Origin of the sequence: Alteromonas sp. DY56-G5 (genome assembly GCF_041414725.1) — a bacterium.
GTDB lineage: Bacteria > Pseudomonadota > Gammaproteobacteria > Enterobacterales > Alteromonadaceae > Alteromonas > Alteromonas macleodii.
In genome coordinates this window covers 18,191-34,688 of sequence record NZ_JANHZQ010000044.1, presented here as the reverse complement: position 1 = coordinate 34,688, position 16,498 = coordinate 18,191, and the positions used below count along the sequence as shown (strand labels likewise).

Below are 16,498 nucleotides of genomic sequence, written 5' to 3'. Positions count from 1 at the left end.
GCTCTGTCAGGTGACATAGCAACCATAGATGCTGCTGTGCGCGTTTGAATCGTTTGAGTTTACTACCGTAATAGTTGGGGAATCACGCATTTATTGAATTTATACACACAAATGAGCTTAAGGTATAATGCAAGCCGTAAAAAAGGCAAAGGCAGTAAAACAATGCGTATACCGACTGCACTAGTGCCTGCTGTTGAGCGACTTATCGTGAGTATAAAGAGCAAATAGAAAGTTAGATAAAAGTTAGAAAATAACCTCGCAAACTACGCTGTTATTGGATTTTCTAATCTTTGAATCTAATTTATAGTTATATGTATTTTTTTGGGTGAAATTCGGGTTTACATGATTGCGGTTTTTTAAATAGCGTTTAAAGTCTAGGGAAATGGACTAATTAGGCGAATTATGTACCAGTTAATCATATATACAACGATTGGATTTCTGGTCGTGGCATTATGTGCTGCGATATTCATTGATTGGGATAGAATCGGTGAAAAGTATTTTCCTGAAGTTTTCTCTAAGCCCGAAGATAAGTAAATGTTAGTCTTGAAGGCAGGTCAAAATTTGGCTGTCGAAAAAGGAAGGAAAATTTGTGAACACCATTCAATTGTTAGGTACCTCAGCAGTGGTATTAGCATTCGTTGTGTTGATAGGCGGTTTTTATTGGATAAGCCGTAAAAAATAAATGCATTGTTGTGCGACTAATTCCCCGTGTACTCTTCATCGGGAAGTGTTGATAAGCCTGCCTCCGTCATCAAGTCACTTTAAAATCCATCAAAATCTCCCCAAGCAAAGTATGGAGAATGCTTGAACAAACATAAAACTAATCCGTCTCATGAAATAGATTAACGTGTATTAGCAATTTTGTAATACTGAAAAAAAGGCGTTTTGCGCAGATTCTCTAAATTCACGCCCAATTCTAGGTGTATATGAAGGGTGGGGGGCTGATATTACAGTTGTTTCAAAAAGGTCATTTTGCAGTCTACCTACTGAAAACTTGAACGTTACTTTACCTTTCACTTCGTGATGTTTTATGTCTGTTAAGTTTGAAGAGTGTAGCAGCCAATTCTTTGATGATGCGCTAATAAAGCTTTTGGGAACAAGAACAACCTTTGGCTTGAAGTGCTCGATTATCTGATTGTTCAGCTCGCAAGAAAACTGAATGGCTCTGTCTAGAAGTGCTTTATCGTATTCAGCCAACTGAGAAGTGAAGCTTTTAAAGTCCTTACTTCCCCACAGCACTATGTTAGCCATGAGCGTTTTGTATTCACCAAACCGCTTATTGAATATCTCAGAGTAGAATTGCCACTTGTTATTTGGCTTGTTAATAGGGTCCCACAATGGGGCATTCGCACCTTCACTATTTTTGTACGCTTCGCTGAAATTGTCGTTCATGGTTTGTTGCACAAAACCCTCGTAGTGAGAAGGGGAGGAAGGTGTCAAAATAGCGTCGAGAGATTCAGGAACATTAGGATTTGAGCCTAACCAAATTACATCAACTGATTCGGCATTGAGCTTACTTAATACTTTTTCTGTCTCGATTTCCCCGAAGATAGAGCCTCTAAACGGTATCGAATAAGAGCCTGTACCTCTCTTGAGCGCTTTATTTTCTTGGTTTTCTACAAAGTCAGAAATATTATTGTTTATCACTTCAAATATATTCAACGTCATGTCCCTATGATTTGCTTGCGTATTCTTTACTGAGCGACTTTTTAACTTTTTCGTAAGCTTTTCATGAACTAAAAATGCGGTAATGCTTATCTAGCTTCCAAGTGCATTGACTCGGTATAAGGTCAAATTTATCACATATTAAGTTTTGAAGCTCTACGCTCTCTACAACTTCTCTGTCTGCATAAATTTTAAAGGATGTTGAGTTTCCAGAGTAAATCACTCTACCCCTGCTGATTTCTTGATATTCAACAGCAATAAGCTCAGGAAAACACGGAAGGTATATTCTATGATCTTCCCACTCTACTATATGGCTAAAGTCACTGTCATAGAGTGAAAGGCTATCAGGCTCTGCTCTATTCAAAGGCATTGCTTTAGCAATTACAGTCGACTTGTAGACCCAAAAAATACCAATAAGAGGCAGCTTAGTTTTCATCTTGTATATCTCCAACATGTTGACGTCACCCAACTGTCTTGACAGAGATATACAACCCTTTAGCCATTTTAAATTTGCTGCTGAAGTGAGCCCTATTTGCTGCATCAGAAATCGTAATCGGAAGCGGAAAGCTAACTTTTTATCTTTGCTCAAGTGTAAAAAAGTTGAGGCAGCAAATAGCGATTAAGTAAAACGTAAGCGTTTAGTTATCTATGCGATATAGAAAATGTTTATACTGTGTTTATAAACGCTTATTTATAGGGAGGTAGTGATGAGTCAGCCAAGTCCCCCATATGATGTTGGCCAGTTTTCCCATATTGAGTTGAGGCCCTGCTTCAAGTGCGGAGGAGAGGCCAGTTTTTAGAGGAACATAATGCCTAGTGTTTTTCATTTTTACACTATCCGCTGCCGCTCATGTAGTCATACTGTCAACTATTTCAATCTTAGTGGTAATGATGCCTCTTCGAATTTGAATGATATTAGAAATTGGGAGGTTATAAGTGAAATGTGGAACTTTAACTTTTACTCAACATCAATTGCATCTGCCACAAAATCGGGCTTTAATTGCACGTCTAATATTATTCACCCTCAATAGCGCACTTTTTTCAAAGTCAGTAGCCGGCACCTTTACAGAAAGGTGTATCGCCAAACGTCTTAAATTGTCTACTGACAATTACAATGCGATTACTTTTAAAACGGAAAAAACGAATGAAAATCAGACGGTTAAAAATCTTCTTTTTTATCCAGTAAACTTTGTAACTTGCAAGAAAAGTAAGTTTATAAGATAGCATTCATTAGTTATCGGTGTGTAATATCCTGTGACCTCAGATTTTTCCAAAAAACTAAAAGTATATCTTCCTCTAGCAAAAACATCTCATCAATCAGTTCTTCGTCTGTAAACGCTGAAAACTTAGGGTCTCTGCGAACATCAAGAAGAGGTTTTTTCTTTGAAACAAATCGTCTAAACGCTTCTGCACCATCGATATCGCATGTATAAGCGAGGTAGGTGTCGGCGACAATAGCCCTCACGTCATTAATGTATGAACATTCCATTTAGAAAACCTATTTGTGATAGGGATACGGAGCAATTTAACTGACTTTCTTCGAAGAGGTAACTGGACTAGCGCACGGATGCTTAATTTTTTGCGATGACCTGTCCGTTATGTTTCACGGGCTAATTACCCATACAGGCTTTCTGCATCCTATTGATAACTCGTTTCTCGCTAGGTATAAGTAGAAGACCATATTTGTCAATGACGCCCATAAACCGTTCTATGTACTCGCATCGATAAGCATGATTTGGTGGTAACCACTCATCTAAGCCTTTGGCGCCTTTTTGTCGATTAAGCGATGCTTTAACAAGTAGGAGATTTTGAGGGTCATTTGCAAATGCCTGCCGTTTATCTCGGGACCATTTATCGCCAGCATGACCGTGCGCAAATTTGAGAGGAACAATGTGGTCAAGGTCAAGCGCAGTAGAATCGGTAAATGTGTCCCCCGAATAAGGGTCATACCATTCGCCGACAGCGACTTGACAACCTCTATCGGTTTTAAACTCAACAGGAGTGTTAGATGTTAATATCAACATTTCATGGCGTGTATTTTGGCAGTCGCTGTCATCGTCAATCCAATGCGGCCAATCGGCTCTATCATAGTCAGAGGTAAAAACTCTGCCTTCCCTTAATGCTTCTTTTTCCGCTTGTTGATATGACGATTTTGATTTAGGCAATCGGCCACCGCTTTCAAGGCAGGCTTCAATAGTATTAAAGACTTCGAAATTCTTGGTTCGATTATAGGATGCACTCGAAGAGTCATGACATATGCCGGATGTGCTTTTCTTAACTTGAGCATAAGCATCATTGGGTAACCCGCATGACAATATGGAGAAACTCAGCAGAAAGAGTATAAGTGTATTTCTATTCATAATTGCTTTTAATAACTCCCAAATAATGCCAAGGATAGCGACTAGTAACACCTTTGAAAAGGATATATAACTAGTTTACTCCCTACGCGATACCAGCAAGCACCGACTTGCTCAAGGGAGAGAAAAAATCGAACTTGGCGTAATGTACTATAGCAATGAAGAACCGGCTCACGTTTCAGAGAATAAAGACTAGTTCTCACAGTACGTTTCTATGCGTTTAACATTGTTGTCTTGCATTGGTGTACAAATAACTCAAAAGAAAACACGGCAGGGAAGGAACCATACCCCTTATCTCCTGCCGTAGTTACTTGCCTTCAGAAAAAAAGACAATTTTTGCCTATAGTACAACGTCACTAAAGCGATTGCTGATACTGTTGGGCAGCACGTTGTTTTTCAGGTTTAAGTACCTTAGACCACAAGACGTCACCTTCACGATTAATGTGAGACACAGTTAATTTCTGACTCTGCGCATCTATACTCATTACACCAAAGAACTGATACCCCGACACCGGTGATAAATTTGGTGGCAGGTCGTCTGGTATGCCTTTAAACACCAGCTCAGGCCCGAACGTGTTATCAAGACGATTAGACCCAAAGGTGCCAGCGTGAAGTGGGCCGCTTACAAATTCCCAAAATGGCTTAAACTGTTTGAATTGTGCGTTGGTGGGCGAATAATAATGAGACGCACAATAATGCACGTCAGCGGTGATAAAATGGACATTTTCTATATCGTGCAGTTTTATGAAACTAAGCAGTTCAGCAACATCTACTTCACGGCCAGTAACTGGCCCGTCGCGGTTAGCAACAGCTTCAATAGTACCGTCGTGATAATCTTCGACCACTAAACCTATGGGCATGTCCAAGGCTATAATTTTCCACACACCTTTAGCATCAAGCAGCGACGCTTTCAACCAAGCCAATTGCTGGGCACCAAATATATGCTCCTTCACGTCCTCTCTTGTTTGAGAAGGTGTTCGGTTTGCAGTGCGATAGCTGCGCATATCCACCAAAAATAAATCAAGCAGCGGCCCTCGCGAAACATGCTGATAAAGCTGCTGTCTTGCTGTATCAGGTAACGGATTACACTCAACCATGGCGGTGCGTGCACGCTGAGCTAAGGTGGACGCTTGTTTAGTTTCGTATCGCTGATCCTCTACTATTTGATTTGGATACCAGTTATTACGCACTTCATGGTCATCCCATAAATAGTAGGTTGCAACGTGGCGATGAAACGCTGCGAAGTGAGGGTCAAAGTAATTGTAATAAAACCGATCCCTAAAATCCTGGGTGGTTTGCGCAACATGATCGACATAGTCCGCATGTCGATTTTGCCAAACACTGCCATCTTCAGCTTTTAATTCCGGTAAAATGGGGTTGTCTGCGTAAATTTGATCGCCACAATGAACAAGAAAATCGGGCTGATGTTGCAACATGACTTGATAAGTTTTCATTCCCCCATGGGTAGGGTCTATGCCATAGCCTTGTCCAGCGGTGTCTCCAGACCAACAAAAACTAAGCGCTGCCGCCGTCGCGTGTGCTGTACAAAAGCGTCCAGATACATCATCGCTTATTCGCACGCCAGTTTCAGTATCGCGCATGTGACAGCGATAATAATACTCTGTGCCCGGTTTTAACGATGTTAATGTTGCTTTGCAATTAAAATCACGGTCAGCTTGCGCCTCACTACCTATTACAGTAACGATGTTATTAAAACTTTCGGTTTCGCTTATTTCTACGGCAAGAACACTATTTCGATTGGCCCTACACCAGATAATGGCGCTGTACTGAGTAGCACTACCGACCGCAGGTCCACTGGTAATGGCGCACCGGTAGACAAACGGATTGCTTGTTTGCGCACAGCCAACAACGGGTAAACCCGCTGTTGCCAGACTTAACTTAATGAAGTCTCTTCTTATCACACTGCTTTCCTAGAAAAAGTATTTGGCTCGTAAAGTGACGGTTCGTGGAGCAAGATATTGATCGCTGCTAAAGCCCAGACCAAAAGTATCGGTAAAGCGGGTAATAACCGCGTCTTCATCGAATAGATTATGTACATTAAGGTCAATCTTCCAGCTTTTTTGTGGTGTAAAGTAAGTAACATTGAGGTTTGTCATACCATACGAGGGGACATTATCTCTTTGCGATGAGTTAAATGCTCTGGCATAAAATTCACCTCGATAAGTGTATTGCCCAGAAAACTCCCATTCGCCCCCCATGCTGTCAGTAAGGTAGTAGACGAGCCCTACGTTAGCCATAAGGTCTGGTATTTTGGGGAGTTCGTTACCCGTTAGATTAATTGCGGTTGCTTCTCGCGCAGCGTTAATCTCTTCACTGCTAGCACCGGCAAGAATAAGACCCACACTTTGGTTTTCGGCCTCTGCACGGTCGATTGCATCACGGCCCTTGATGATTTCAGACTCCATTGCACTTAATGATAAAGTAAGGGACAACGATTCAGTAACCCAAGTATCAGATTCCACCTCAATACCGTAAATCTCCGCTTCAGGTAAGTTAGATGCCCCTGACGCAAATCGGCCGATACCGCTAGATTCAAATAAATAATCTTTGTAATCGTAATAGAAAGCGGCAATATTCAAACGGCTGCGTTTATTGAATAATTCCGCTTTGTTACCCACTTCATACGCTATAACTTCTTCCTGATCGAAGACTTCAGGAAAAAAGCGAGTATCTGCGCTACTGTTTGAACCAGCTGGCTTTACTCCTGTGGCAATAGAAACGTAACTCATCATGTCTTGGTTCCACGTATATTCCAGTGCAACCTTTCCGGTAACATTGTCGGTTTCGTTGGCTGGCGTACTGGTGATTGGTGAACGAGTGGGAACACAATTTAAGCTACAACGTTCATCTTCAAATTTATTATTGGTAAAGCGCAAACCAGCGGTAACCGCCAGCTGAGTTGAAAACGGATAGGTAAATTGGCCAAATATGGCGTATGAATTGAAATTGCGATAGTCTGAATTGATAAAATCGATATCGGCGTTGTCTGCAAAAATATTCGGGCCAGTAATAGTTTCATTTACCGGCTCGCCATCTCTGTCTGCATCATAAAAGTTACGGGTATTGCTGAAAATTTCTGTATCTAAAAAGAATGCTCCCACTACCCATTTAAGCCCGTCGGCGTCAGGTGCAGAAGTAAGGTTAATTTCAGCTGTATATGAATGGTCTAATTGAGACAAATTTCCTACAAACTGCGGAATAGGCGCTTCTCCCAATAAATCTAACTCTCCTACTAATGGTAGTGGCGCAGGGTCGTTGGCGGTAAGTGACGACCGGTCAAAATCAAACTTTCGGCGCATGTGATACCGCTGCTTACTTAAAATCACACTCAACGCACTTCCGGGCAATGTCCAGTCGAAATGAAAACTACTCAACTGCGTATTAAGGCGATAGAACTCGGGTGTATCGTGATAAACAACGCGAGGGTCGTCAGAAATGGTATCGAACCCACCTTTAAGGGCTGGACCATGTGTGTCACTGGAAAACACCTGATGTTGAAAAAGCACATTGATATCATCTGACGGCTGCCAACTAATCTGTGCCTTGATGGTTTCGTTATCCACATCATCTAGCTCATAATTTTCAATCGCTTTGTTTTCAGTATATCCGTCTCGCTGACGATGTGAGGCGCTAACACGAAACGCAAGTTCATTGTTTACCGGAACATTGACCATTGCTCTTGCTTCCTGCTGAGAATATGCGCCGGCTGCGAAGCTCATAGCCCCAAATAATTCGTCGTGTTGAGGCTTGTGAGACACTAAATTAATAGCACCGCCGGTAGAGCTGTTACCGTAAAGTGTACCGTCTGGCCCTCGCGTCATCTCGATTCTGCTAACATCAGACATGTCCGCGAGAAGTGCATAATCATTTGCCATGAAAACGCCATCTACATGAAATGCAACAGCCTGCTTGGTTCCTGCGTTGTCAGGAATTTCATTGCCGATCCCGCGAATGGAGACAGTAGGTCGATACCCTTGAACACTGGTCATTACTAGCCCCGGCAACTTACCAGACAGATCAAACACGCTGTTCACATTCATTTTTTCTAGATTTTCCCCATTCACTGCGGAGATAGAAGCAGCCACCTGTTGCAGGTTCTGAGAAGTTTTTTGCGCTGTTATGACAATTTCTTCAATTTGCCCCAATGTCATAGTGGGCTCAGTGGAGCTCGCTTTCTTTAACGCTTCCTGTGACGTTTCACTTGTCTTTTTTAATGACTTGGTTTGAATAACATAAGAACCTTTACCATCTTTTATCACCTCCAATTCAGTTCCCGCTAACATAGTTGCAAGCGCTTGCTCTATAGTCACAGAAGCAGTAACCGGTGGAACTTTTACAGAATCACTATCTGCAATGGTAGTTAGAATAACAACCTTGTACTGAGCAGATAAACGACTAATTGCATCTGTCAGCGTTACTGTATTGGTCGACTGAGCATAAACGCAAGATGAGCCAGAACTTAGGGCAACGCCCAACGCTAAGCAAATAGGTGTAAAGCGAGAATGTGTAAACATAGGTTCTTCCATTTTTAAGTAGTTAAAACATGTGCTACTTACCTAACGTTTGCGAAACCTATATTTTTCACCATTCATTAAAGCTTCATAAAAACTTCACTAAAAAAGTAGGATTTCAGAAGGCGTTTTTTTGATATCGAATTCATATTGCTGTGCCAAACTTTCCAATACCTGAAAACTCTGCACGGCCGAGAAAGCGACGGTAACACGAAGTGTCCGTAAAGTGGGTGTGGCAATTCGTACCGGCGTTAAGTTGTGGCGATTAATAACCGATACTACGTCTTCTAGTGTATGATGAGAAAAGGCAAAACGTTGCTGTTTCCATTGCGCAAAAAAATCAGGCTCAACATACGAAACCTTACCAATTTTATTGGTAACAAGGTTTACTTTTTGGCCTGGAGTGAGACTTACCTCCTCACGATTATTGGCTACATTAACCTTTCCGTGCCCCACCGTAACGCTGTTTTGATAAGGCCTTTTCTGTACGTCATAGCGCGTACCCAACACCGTAATCTGCGCATCATCAATGTAAGTAACAAAGGGACGCTGGGGGGCGTGTTGAACATCGAACAGGGCATCACCCTTAATAAGACGAGTGCTGCGCTGAGCTTCTTCAAACCACACGCTGACCTTGCTGTCTCCCCCCAAAGTAACCGAAGAGTTATCAGCAAGTGTAAAGGTTTGTATTTGCCCTACATCAGTGGTGAGTAGCCGCTCGCCTTGCATGGGAGAAACAGGCTGTAACTGAAAAAAAAGCACACATGCGATTAGCAATAATGCAGCAGTTGCCATAGTGCTCAACATATATGTACTTTTGCGGCTAGAGCGGGTTGTGTGAGTTGTATATAACGATTCCGAATAACGAGTCATCCGCCACAATGATTCAGCGTGTCTGTATGTTTCAACATGACATGAAGAGACTTGAAGCCACTGCTTGAATGCCTGGATGTCTTGTTGTGAAGCCTCGCCACTATGAAGAAGAATTAGCCACTTATTGGCTTGCTTTTCAATTTCTGTCATTGCGACGCTTCTTTTCAAAAGTGTGGTGGATGGCCATTTTCCCAATTATCTACCGCTTCTTGTAATGCCTTATTCACCAATTCTAGCGTGCGACAAATGTTCGATACTGAGTATCCGGTGCGCTTTGATATTTGGTGGTAGGTTTCTCCGTGAATTCGGTTGGCTTTTATAAGTAAACGCTGTTTCTCTGGCAACGCGGCTATTACGTCATCAATCACAGCTAATTTTTCATTTTTTAACGCAATATCTTCGGAAGAATTTGTATTGATGGGCTCCAGTGCAAGGTCAGCAAACACATCATCAATTAAACCATCGTATCGATTTTGTGAGCGATACTGATCAATATAGAGATTTTTTGCCAACGTATACAAATAGCCTTGAGGGTTCTCGATGTTTTTACTTGCCGCTTGCTGGCGATATTTTATGAAAGCTTGTTGAGTAATGTCTTCTGGATCGGGCGGCCCTTCGCCAAAGTTAGCCCTTAACTTCTGGCACAAAGTTTTCCAATAACTGCGATAAAGTGAAGAGAAAAGAACAGCTTCCACAAAATGTTTTTCTATTGCGTAGGGTTAGCTCAAACTATAAAACGCCATGATGACAGTTTTGTGGCTATGAACAAAATTATAAAGGTGATATACGCCCCTACGAAGCGTTAATACTGTCCACGCTCAGAGATACGATCCGTCGACCTGTTCGGTCGACTCGGCGGCGAAGAGTTTGCTATTTTGATGCTGGGGCTCAGCGCAGACAAAGCTCATCGGGTAGCCGAACGGTTACTCAAAAAGGTTGCTGAGGCACGAGTCGAGTACGCAGGGCAACAGATTCAAACCACGGTGAGTATTGGCATCGCCGCGTCAACCGGTATGTTGTACAGTTGGCGAGACCTATTTAGTAAAGCCGACAGTGCACTCTAGTCAGCGAAACACAAAGGTCGTAATCTAGTTTCTACCCATCAAGGTGCGTGCTAACCACACTTAATTCAGAGCAAGTTTCAACTCTCTGTGATCATTCGTTTCAGTTCTCGTTGGCATGGCCTTGGCGTCTTCCTACGTAATCACCTATAGCACTTAATCAAAGATTGGTAGCGGTATGCGGCTGGAAAACGCTACTGGCGCAACAAGCAAAAGCATGGTCCGTCTATTTTTGATTGATATACTTGCATAACCATACTCACTTGTGTAAACATACTTACTAAAGTTGGCTTGGAAACGCATTAATATGGGCAAAATAAACGAACAAGAATCTCGACTCATCCAAAAGCATCAAGCGACACTAAGTGCTGCTCGGGAAGCTATTATGTCGAGGCGAAGTTGGAGCCCGTTTAAAGACTCACCGTCGAGCAAAATTCACGGTAACGAAAAGCCTGCAGCGGGGAAGAAATGTTTTGAAGCGCAGGTTGGTAAAAAGTTTAACTTAGACTTGCCCGGCATTGTTGAGTGGCACGGTGAAGAAGTATCTCCTTTTACACAGCGGCCACTAGACATTCAATACCCGGTCTGTGACCCTGAGCAACTGCTTACTGCTGCACAGCAGGGCAGTGCTAAGTGGGGCAAAGCTGCCCCTGAGTTGCGTGTGGCGATTTGTTTGGAAATTGCCCAACGTATGTATGAACGTAATTTCGAAATGGCGCATGCTGTCATGCATGTAGCGGGGCAAAGCTATACGCAGGCGTTCAGTGGTTCAGGGCCAAACGCACTGGATCGCGGTATCGAAGCACTTGCCTATGCGTCACAAGCCATGGAAAACGTTATTCCAAACGCCACTTATCAGCGCCAATTTGGGCGTGAAGATATTGCCTTACAGAAGGCTTATACTTTGGTTCCCAGAGGGATTGGCTTGGTAATATGTTGCGCATCATTCCCTACATGGAATGCTTATCCAGCTCTTTTTGCAAGTTTGGCAACCGGCAACCCAGTTGTTATCAAGCCGCATCCAATTGCAGTGCTGCCCATGGCGATGGTGGTAGAAACCTGTAGAGAAATACTTGTCGAATTTGGCTACGACCCTAACTTGGTGACGTTAGCGGTAGACCGCAAAGATGCCCCTATTGCAGGCCGCTACGTTGATGATCCCAGAGTTCAAATCATCGATTTTACAGGTAGTCCAAAGTACGGTAGTTACCTTGAAAATAATGTAACTAAAAAATTGTTGTATACCGAAACCGCAGGGGTTAACAGCGTGGTGATTGAGTCGGTCGACTCATTGCAAGAAACTGCGCGAGCCATAGCTCGAGCTACGTGTTTGTTCTCGGCACAAATGTGTACTAGCCCACAAGTTGTTTTTGTACCCAAAGGTGGTGTTCAAACTGCCGAAGGTAAAGTTTCATTTGCTGATGTTGCTTCGCAGTTGGTTGCTCAGATTGATGACATTGCTGATAACCCTGCGACCGCGGCAGCAATTATGGGGGCAGTTCAGGGGGATATTAGCATTGAGGTTGTTGCAACTGCCGCCGCAACTGCTCGCCAAGAGGGCTTAAGAATATTACGCGAAGCTAAGCCTTATCGTCACCCTGATTTTCCTGATGCTCGCACAATGACACCGCTAGTCATCGTTGCCAGTTCAGAGCACGAACATTTATATGCGGAAGAACGGTTCGGCCCAGTACTTTATATTGTTGCTACAGAGGATGGAGATGCTGCAGCAAACCAAGCAACACACCTGGCTCAGACTAGAGGAACTATATCCTGTTACCTCTACTCCACGAGCGACAAATTTATTGACCTTTGGGTCGACCGATACGCTTATGCCGGCGCAAACCTAAGCATTAACTTAACTGGCGCGATGTGGATTAACTTTGCCGCGGCGTATAGTGACTATCATGTGACTGGTTTAAATGCGGCTGGGAATGCATGCTTAGCTGATTTAGCCTTTGTAGCTTCTCGTTTTCGCATAGCACAGAATCGTCGCCCTTCGGTTGAGGTCATGTGAGCATGCTTGCGCCAGTTTATATTGTTGGTATTGGTATGACTCACTTTGGCAAACGTTTCGATGAGTCTGTTAAAAGCCTAACTGCATCCGTGACTAATGCCGCTTTAGCAGATGCCGGTGTCACGTCACAAGATATTCAGGCCGCATGGTTTTCTAATACACGACAACCAATGTTAGAAGGGCAAAATACCATTCGTGGCCAAATTGCATTGAAGCATGCAGGTATCGAAGGGGTGCCTATTGTAAATATCGAAAATGCCTGCGCTTCGGGTTCTACAGCAGTTTTGCAAGCCATGAACGCCATTCGAGCCGGAATGGTAGAACTAGCGTTGGTAGTTGGAACCGAAAAGATGGTTTTCCCAGATCGTCAAGAGCAGGTAGCTGCTGCGTTTGCGGGTGGGACTGATATTCATGATCGGCAAGGGGTTTTGGATTATATCGTTGAAATTGGTGGCGAACTCCCTGGAGTGGGAAGAAGTCTGTTTATGGATTTATATGCAGCTCAAGCAAAAGCGCATATGCAGACGTTTGGTAGTACTCAGGAAGATTTTGCGCGCATCGCTGCGAATACGCATGGTCATGGTAAGCATAATCCGAAGGCACAATATCGTACTGCATTCTCTGTTCAGCAGGTACTCAATGATAAGCCCATCGTCGACCCGTTTACCCGCGCGATGTGCGCGCCGGTCAGTGATGGTGCGGCGGCAGTAGTACTCTGCAGTGAGGAGAAACTGAAACAACTTGGGCGCTCTAAAGCCGTGAAAATTTCTGCCTGTGCTTTGCTCAGCACAACGTCACGTGACAAATTTGATTATCAACAGCATATTGGGCGTCGAGCCGCAAATTTGGCCTATGAGCAGGCCGGTCTTGGACCAACAGAGGTTGATGTAATTGAGGTTCATGATGCGACGGCTTATGCGACGATGCAACAAATCGAAAACTTAGGCCTATGTGAACCTGGAAACGTGGGAGAGCGTTTACGTGCAGGCGATTTTGCGCTTGGCGGTCATCAACCGGTCAACCCGTCAGGAGGACTATTGGCGAAAGGCCATCCAGTGGGCGCAACGGGTTTAGCTCAATTATATGAACTTTGCGCACAATTGCGTGGCGAGTGTGGAGCTCGACAAGTCGCTGGAGCCCGTGTCGGTATCGCGGAGAACGGTGGTGGTTTTCTGGGAGTTGAAGAAGGCGCTACAACGGTCACTATCGTTGAGAAGGTTAAAGCATGAGTGGTTTACTCAATGGCATAAGAGTACTAGATTTTGGGCGCTACATTGCCGGTCCATATTGCGCTACCTTATTGGCGGATCTCGGCGCAGATGTCATTCGTATTGAAAAACCGGATGGTGGAGAAGACCGCTATACAGTACCGATCAGTGATCAGGGCGAAGGGGCTTATTATATTCAACTTGGTCGTAATAAGCGCGCAATGACTCTCAACCCTCGTTCCGAGCAAGGACAAAAAATCATTCAACAGTTGGTTGCTACCGCTGACGTGGTGGTGGCTAATTTGCCCGCTCAGGCCTTAGTCAAGCTTGGTTTGGATTATGCGAATCTATGCAAAGCTAAATCAGATATCATTCTGACTACAGGTTCGGCATTTGGTGCCGTAGGGCCTTATGCACAACGTGGTGGCTTTGATACCGTCGCTCAAGCAATGTCTGGGGCCATGTATCTTAGTGGTGAGCCCCAGCAACCTGCTAAATCGTTTGCTCCCTATTGTGATTTTGGAACGGCGGCGCTGTGTGCTTTTGGCACGCTAGCGGCGATCATGCATCGCAATCTAACTGGTGAGGGGCAAGTGGTTGAAGGATCGTTATTATCCACGGCGTTAAATTTTAACAACGCAGCATTAATGGAAGAGGCGGCGCTGAATCTTGGACGGCAAGGGACTGGTACGCGCGGTCAGTACAACGGCCCCACCGATTCTTTCAAAACGCGAGATGGGTGGGTGACGGTTCAGGTGGTTGGAGCTGGGTTATATAAACGTTGGGCGAATTTGATAGAAGAGGCTAAATGGCATGACGACAAACGGTTTGAATCGGATCAGTTACGTGGCGATCATGGCTCGGAAATTTCCCAACGAATGAATGAATGGTGTCAAGAGCGGACGAACTCTCAAGTAGTCGAGACGCTGACGAACGCTGGGATACCTTGCGGAGAATTATTATCACCGCAACAGGTACTGCAAAACGAACATGTGCAACAAGGGGAGTTTTTTTCCAAGCTCAAGTACCCCGGCGTTGAACAAGCAATACCGGTTGCAAACCACCCTGTACGTTATTCGTCAGTACCTGTTGAGGCTGTTTCGCCGGCTCCAAGCTTAGGACAGCATACAACTGAAATTCTCTCTGAGCTGGGCTATAGCAACGAGCAACAGGCCGAACTCGCGAAACTAGGCGTCATATAGTAACAATCTATTAACAATTTGCCCTTGAAATGGCATCTATAACCCGCCAGAATGCTTGCATAATCGTACTTAGGTTCTGTGTGAAGTTCTGGCAATCACACAAACAAGTGTTATGGAGTTTTTATGAGTGAATATATATCGAACGTTGAAGCCCCGTTTGGTTTGAATCATGGGCCGCAGATTACTGGTAATTATGCGCCAATTGCCACTGAACAGACCCAGCAAGACCTACCAGTGGAAGGGAAAATTCCGCAAGATCTAAGCGGCGTTTACTTGCGCAATGGACCAAACCCACGTTTTGAACCCAAAGGGAGTCATCACTATTTCGACGGTGACGGTATGATTCACTCTGCGTGCTTTTCAAACGGAAAAGTGGTCTATCGAAACCGCTGGATACGAACCGAAGGTTGGCTTAAGAACGATGCGGCTGGAGAAGAAGTGCATTGGGGAGTAATGAATACCGTAAAGGACTCCCGCGACAAACCGATGAATGATGCCGCCAATACCGACGTTATCGGTCATGCTGGCTATGCGGTTGCCAGTTGGTACTTGGCGGGTACGCCATATATTGTCGACCCGATTTCACTTAGCACAGTTCGTGCGGCGCCAGAGTATTTAGCTGGGCATGGTAAAGGTATGTCGGCACACGTAAAAGTGGACGAACGAACCGGTGACTTAATGTATTTTGATTATTTCACCGAAAAACCGCATATGAGTTATGGGGTCGTGAATAAAGCGGGTGAATTGGTTCATCATGTACCGATTGAATTGCCGGGAGATCGACTCATGCATGACATGGGCGTCACGACCAATTATTCAATTTTGCATGATGTTCCTGTGTATCATGACGAAGATGCTTTACGAGCTGGAAGGCACAAAATTCGTTTCGACTCATCGTTGCCAATTCGATTTGGTGTTATTCCGCGTTTTGGCAAGTCAGATACAATACGCTGGTTCGAGTTCTCATCTTGCTTTCTTTACCATGTGGTGAACAGTTGGGAAGAGGGTGATGAAGTGGTCATGGTGGCGTGTCGCTATATGCCGGCGAAGAAGGCTGATGGCTCAATAGACGAAGAGCGCACTGCAAAGATGATTGCAACATTGCAAATGGATGCTCGTTTGTGGTGCTACCGAATGAATCTAAAAACCGGAGCAACCCATGAGCACTGTTTAAACTCAGAGCATAATGTAGAGTTTCCCGGTTTAAATAGTTCATATACCGGGGTTCGCTCTCAGTTTGCCTACTTAGTTGACCACGATCCCCGTATGTTGCGTTGGACTGGATTGCGAAAAATGAACACCTTAACGGGTGAGTCAGAAGCCGATTGGAGCGATGGGCCAGAGAATTGTTGGTATAGCGAGCCATGGTTTGCACCAAAAGATAATGCCAAGGCCGAGGATGATGGCTACGTAATCATTTTTTGTTGGAATGATGGCAATAAAACGCAGCAACTGCAGGTGTTTGATGCACAAAATATCGGCAGTGGGCCAGTAGCGAGAATCACATTGCCTGAACGTGTACCACCTGGATTTCATGCCTGTTGGATGAAACCCAGCCAAATTGCAACATGGCCAGAGTAAGG

The 16,498-nt window shown here is 44.2% G+C and carries 13 protein-coding genes; 5 read left to right on the top strand and 8 right to left on the bottom strand.

Translation table 11 applies throughout. From position 1 onward, the window contains the following. Positions 1–852: 852 nt before the first annotated feature. The 8 genes from NO989_RS17670 to NO989_RS17635 form a co-directional block, all read right to left on the bottom strand. Positions 853–1,668, bottom strand: a complete 816-nt coding sequence (locus NO989_RS17670) for a hypothetical protein (protein WP_371342958.1) — start codon at positions 1,666–1,668, stop codon at positions 853–855. 61 nt (positions 1,669–1,729) lie between these two features. Beyond that, entirely contained in the window at positions 1,730–2,101 is a 372-nt protein-coding gene (locus tag NO989_RS17665; RefSeq protein WP_273016402.1) for a hypothetical protein, read from the bottom strand. 798 nt (positions 2,102–2,899) lie between these two features. Next, positions 2,900–3,154, bottom strand: a complete 255-nt coding sequence (locus tag NO989_RS17660) for a hypothetical protein (RefSeq protein WP_272967839.1) — start codon at positions 3,152–3,154, stop codon at positions 2,900–2,902. Between the two features lie 121 nt (positions 3,155–3,275). Further along, a complete protein-coding gene (locus NO989_RS17655; RefSeq protein WP_272967838.1) occupies positions 3,276–4,025 on the bottom strand; it encodes an HNH endonuclease family protein in 750 nt (249 codons plus the stop codon). 353 nt (positions 4,026–4,378) lie between these two features. Beyond that, positions 4,379–5,944 (bottom strand): alkaline phosphatase, encoded by a 1,566-nt coding sequence (locus NO989_RS17650; protein ID WP_272967837.1) that lies wholly within the window; start codon positions 5,942–5,944, stop codon positions 4,379–4,381. 9 nt (positions 5,945–5,953) lie between these two features. Beyond that, positions 5,954–8,557, bottom strand: coding sequence for a TonB-dependent receptor (locus NO989_RS17645; RefSeq protein WP_272967836.1), 2,604 nt, complete (start codon positions 8,555–8,557; stop codon positions 5,954–5,956). A gap of 99 nt (positions 8,558–8,656) precedes the next feature. Then, positions 8,657–9,577 (bottom strand): FecR domain-containing protein, encoded by a 921-nt coding sequence (locus tag NO989_RS17640; protein ID WP_272967835.1) that lies wholly within the window; start codon positions 9,575–9,577, stop codon positions 8,657–8,659. 14 nt (positions 9,578–9,591) lie between these two features. Further along, positions 9,592–10,122, bottom strand: a complete 531-nt coding sequence (locus tag NO989_RS17635; protein ID WP_272967834.1) for an RNA polymerase sigma factor — start codon at positions 10,120–10,122, stop codon at positions 9,592–9,594. 129 nt (positions 10,123–10,251) lie between these two features. Between NO989_RS17635 and NO989_RS17630 the strand changes: the two genes are divergently transcribed. The 5 genes from NO989_RS17630 (at position 10,252) to NO989_RS17610 (ending at position 16,496) form a co-directional block, all read left to right on the top strand. Next, a complete protein-coding gene (locus NO989_RS17630; RefSeq protein WP_272967841.1) occupies positions 10,252–10,491 on the top strand; it encodes a GGDEF domain-containing protein in 240 nt (79 codons plus the stop codon). 304 nt (positions 10,492–10,795) lie between these two features. Next, positions 10,796–12,505: a phenylacetic acid degradation protein PaaN gene (gene paaN / locus NO989_RS17625; protein ID WP_272967833.1), complete on the top strand. Its 1,710-nt coding sequence runs from the start codon at positions 10,796–10,798 to the stop codon at positions 12,503–12,505. 2 nt (positions 12,506–12,507) lie between these two features. Next, a complete protein-coding gene (locus NO989_RS17620; protein WP_272967832.1) occupies positions 12,508–13,734 on the top strand; it encodes a thiolase family protein in 1,227 nt (408 codons plus the stop codon). Further along, positions 13,731–14,915, top strand: coding sequence for a CaiB/BaiF CoA-transferase family protein (locus NO989_RS17615; RefSeq protein ID WP_283632127.1), 1,185 nt, complete (start codon positions 13,731–13,733; stop codon positions 14,913–14,915). Before NO989_RS17620 ends, NO989_RS17615 begins: the two co-directional genes overlap by 4 nt. Before the next feature lie 123 nt (positions 14,916–15,038). Then, positions 15,039–16,496: a carotenoid oxygenase family protein gene (locus tag NO989_RS17610; protein ID WP_371342957.1), complete on the top strand. Its 1,458-nt coding sequence runs from the start codon at positions 15,039–15,041 to the stop codon at positions 16,494–16,496. The last annotated feature ends 2 nt before the right edge of the window (positions 16,497–16,498 follow it).

Bases quoted from the DNA above. Each gene is read 5' to 3' on its own strand.
- NO989_RS17670 (WP_371342958.1), bottom strand. From the start codon at position 1,668: ATGACGTTGAATATATTTGAAGTGATAAACAATAATATTTCTGACTTT.
- NO989_RS17665 (WP_273016402.1), bottom strand. From the start codon at position 2,101: ATGAAAACTAAGCTGCCTCTTATTGGTATTTTTTGGGTCTACAAGTCG.
- NO989_RS17660 (WP_272967839.1), bottom strand. From the start codon at position 3,154: ATGGAATGTTCATACATTAATGACGTGAGGGCTATTGTCGCCGACACC.
- NO989_RS17655 (WP_272967838.1), bottom strand. From the start codon at position 4,025: ATGAATAGAAATACACTTATACTCTTTCTGCTGAGTTTCTCCATATTG.
- NO989_RS17645 (WP_272967836.1), bottom strand. From the start codon at position 8,557: ATGTTTACACATTCTCGCTTTACACCTATTTGCTTAGCGTTGGGCGTT.
- NO989_RS17640 (WP_272967835.1), bottom strand. From the start codon at position 9,577: ATGACAGAAATTGAAAAGCAAGCCAATAAGTGGCTAATTCTTCTTCAT.
- paaN (WP_272967833.1), top strand. From the start codon at position 10,796: ATGGGCAAAATAAACGAACAAGAATCTCGACTCATCCAAAAGCATCAA.
- NO989_RS17620 (WP_272967832.1), top strand. From the start codon at position 12,508: ATGCTTGCGCCAGTTTATATTGTTGGTATTGGTATGACTCACTTTGGC.
- NO989_RS17615 (WP_283632127.1), top strand. From the start codon at position 13,731: ATGAGTGGTTTACTCAATGGCATAAGAGTACTAGATTTTGGGCGCTAC.
- NO989_RS17610 (WP_371342957.1), top strand. From the start codon at position 15,039: ATGAGTGAATATATATCGAACGTTGAAGCCCCGTTTGGTTTGAATCAT.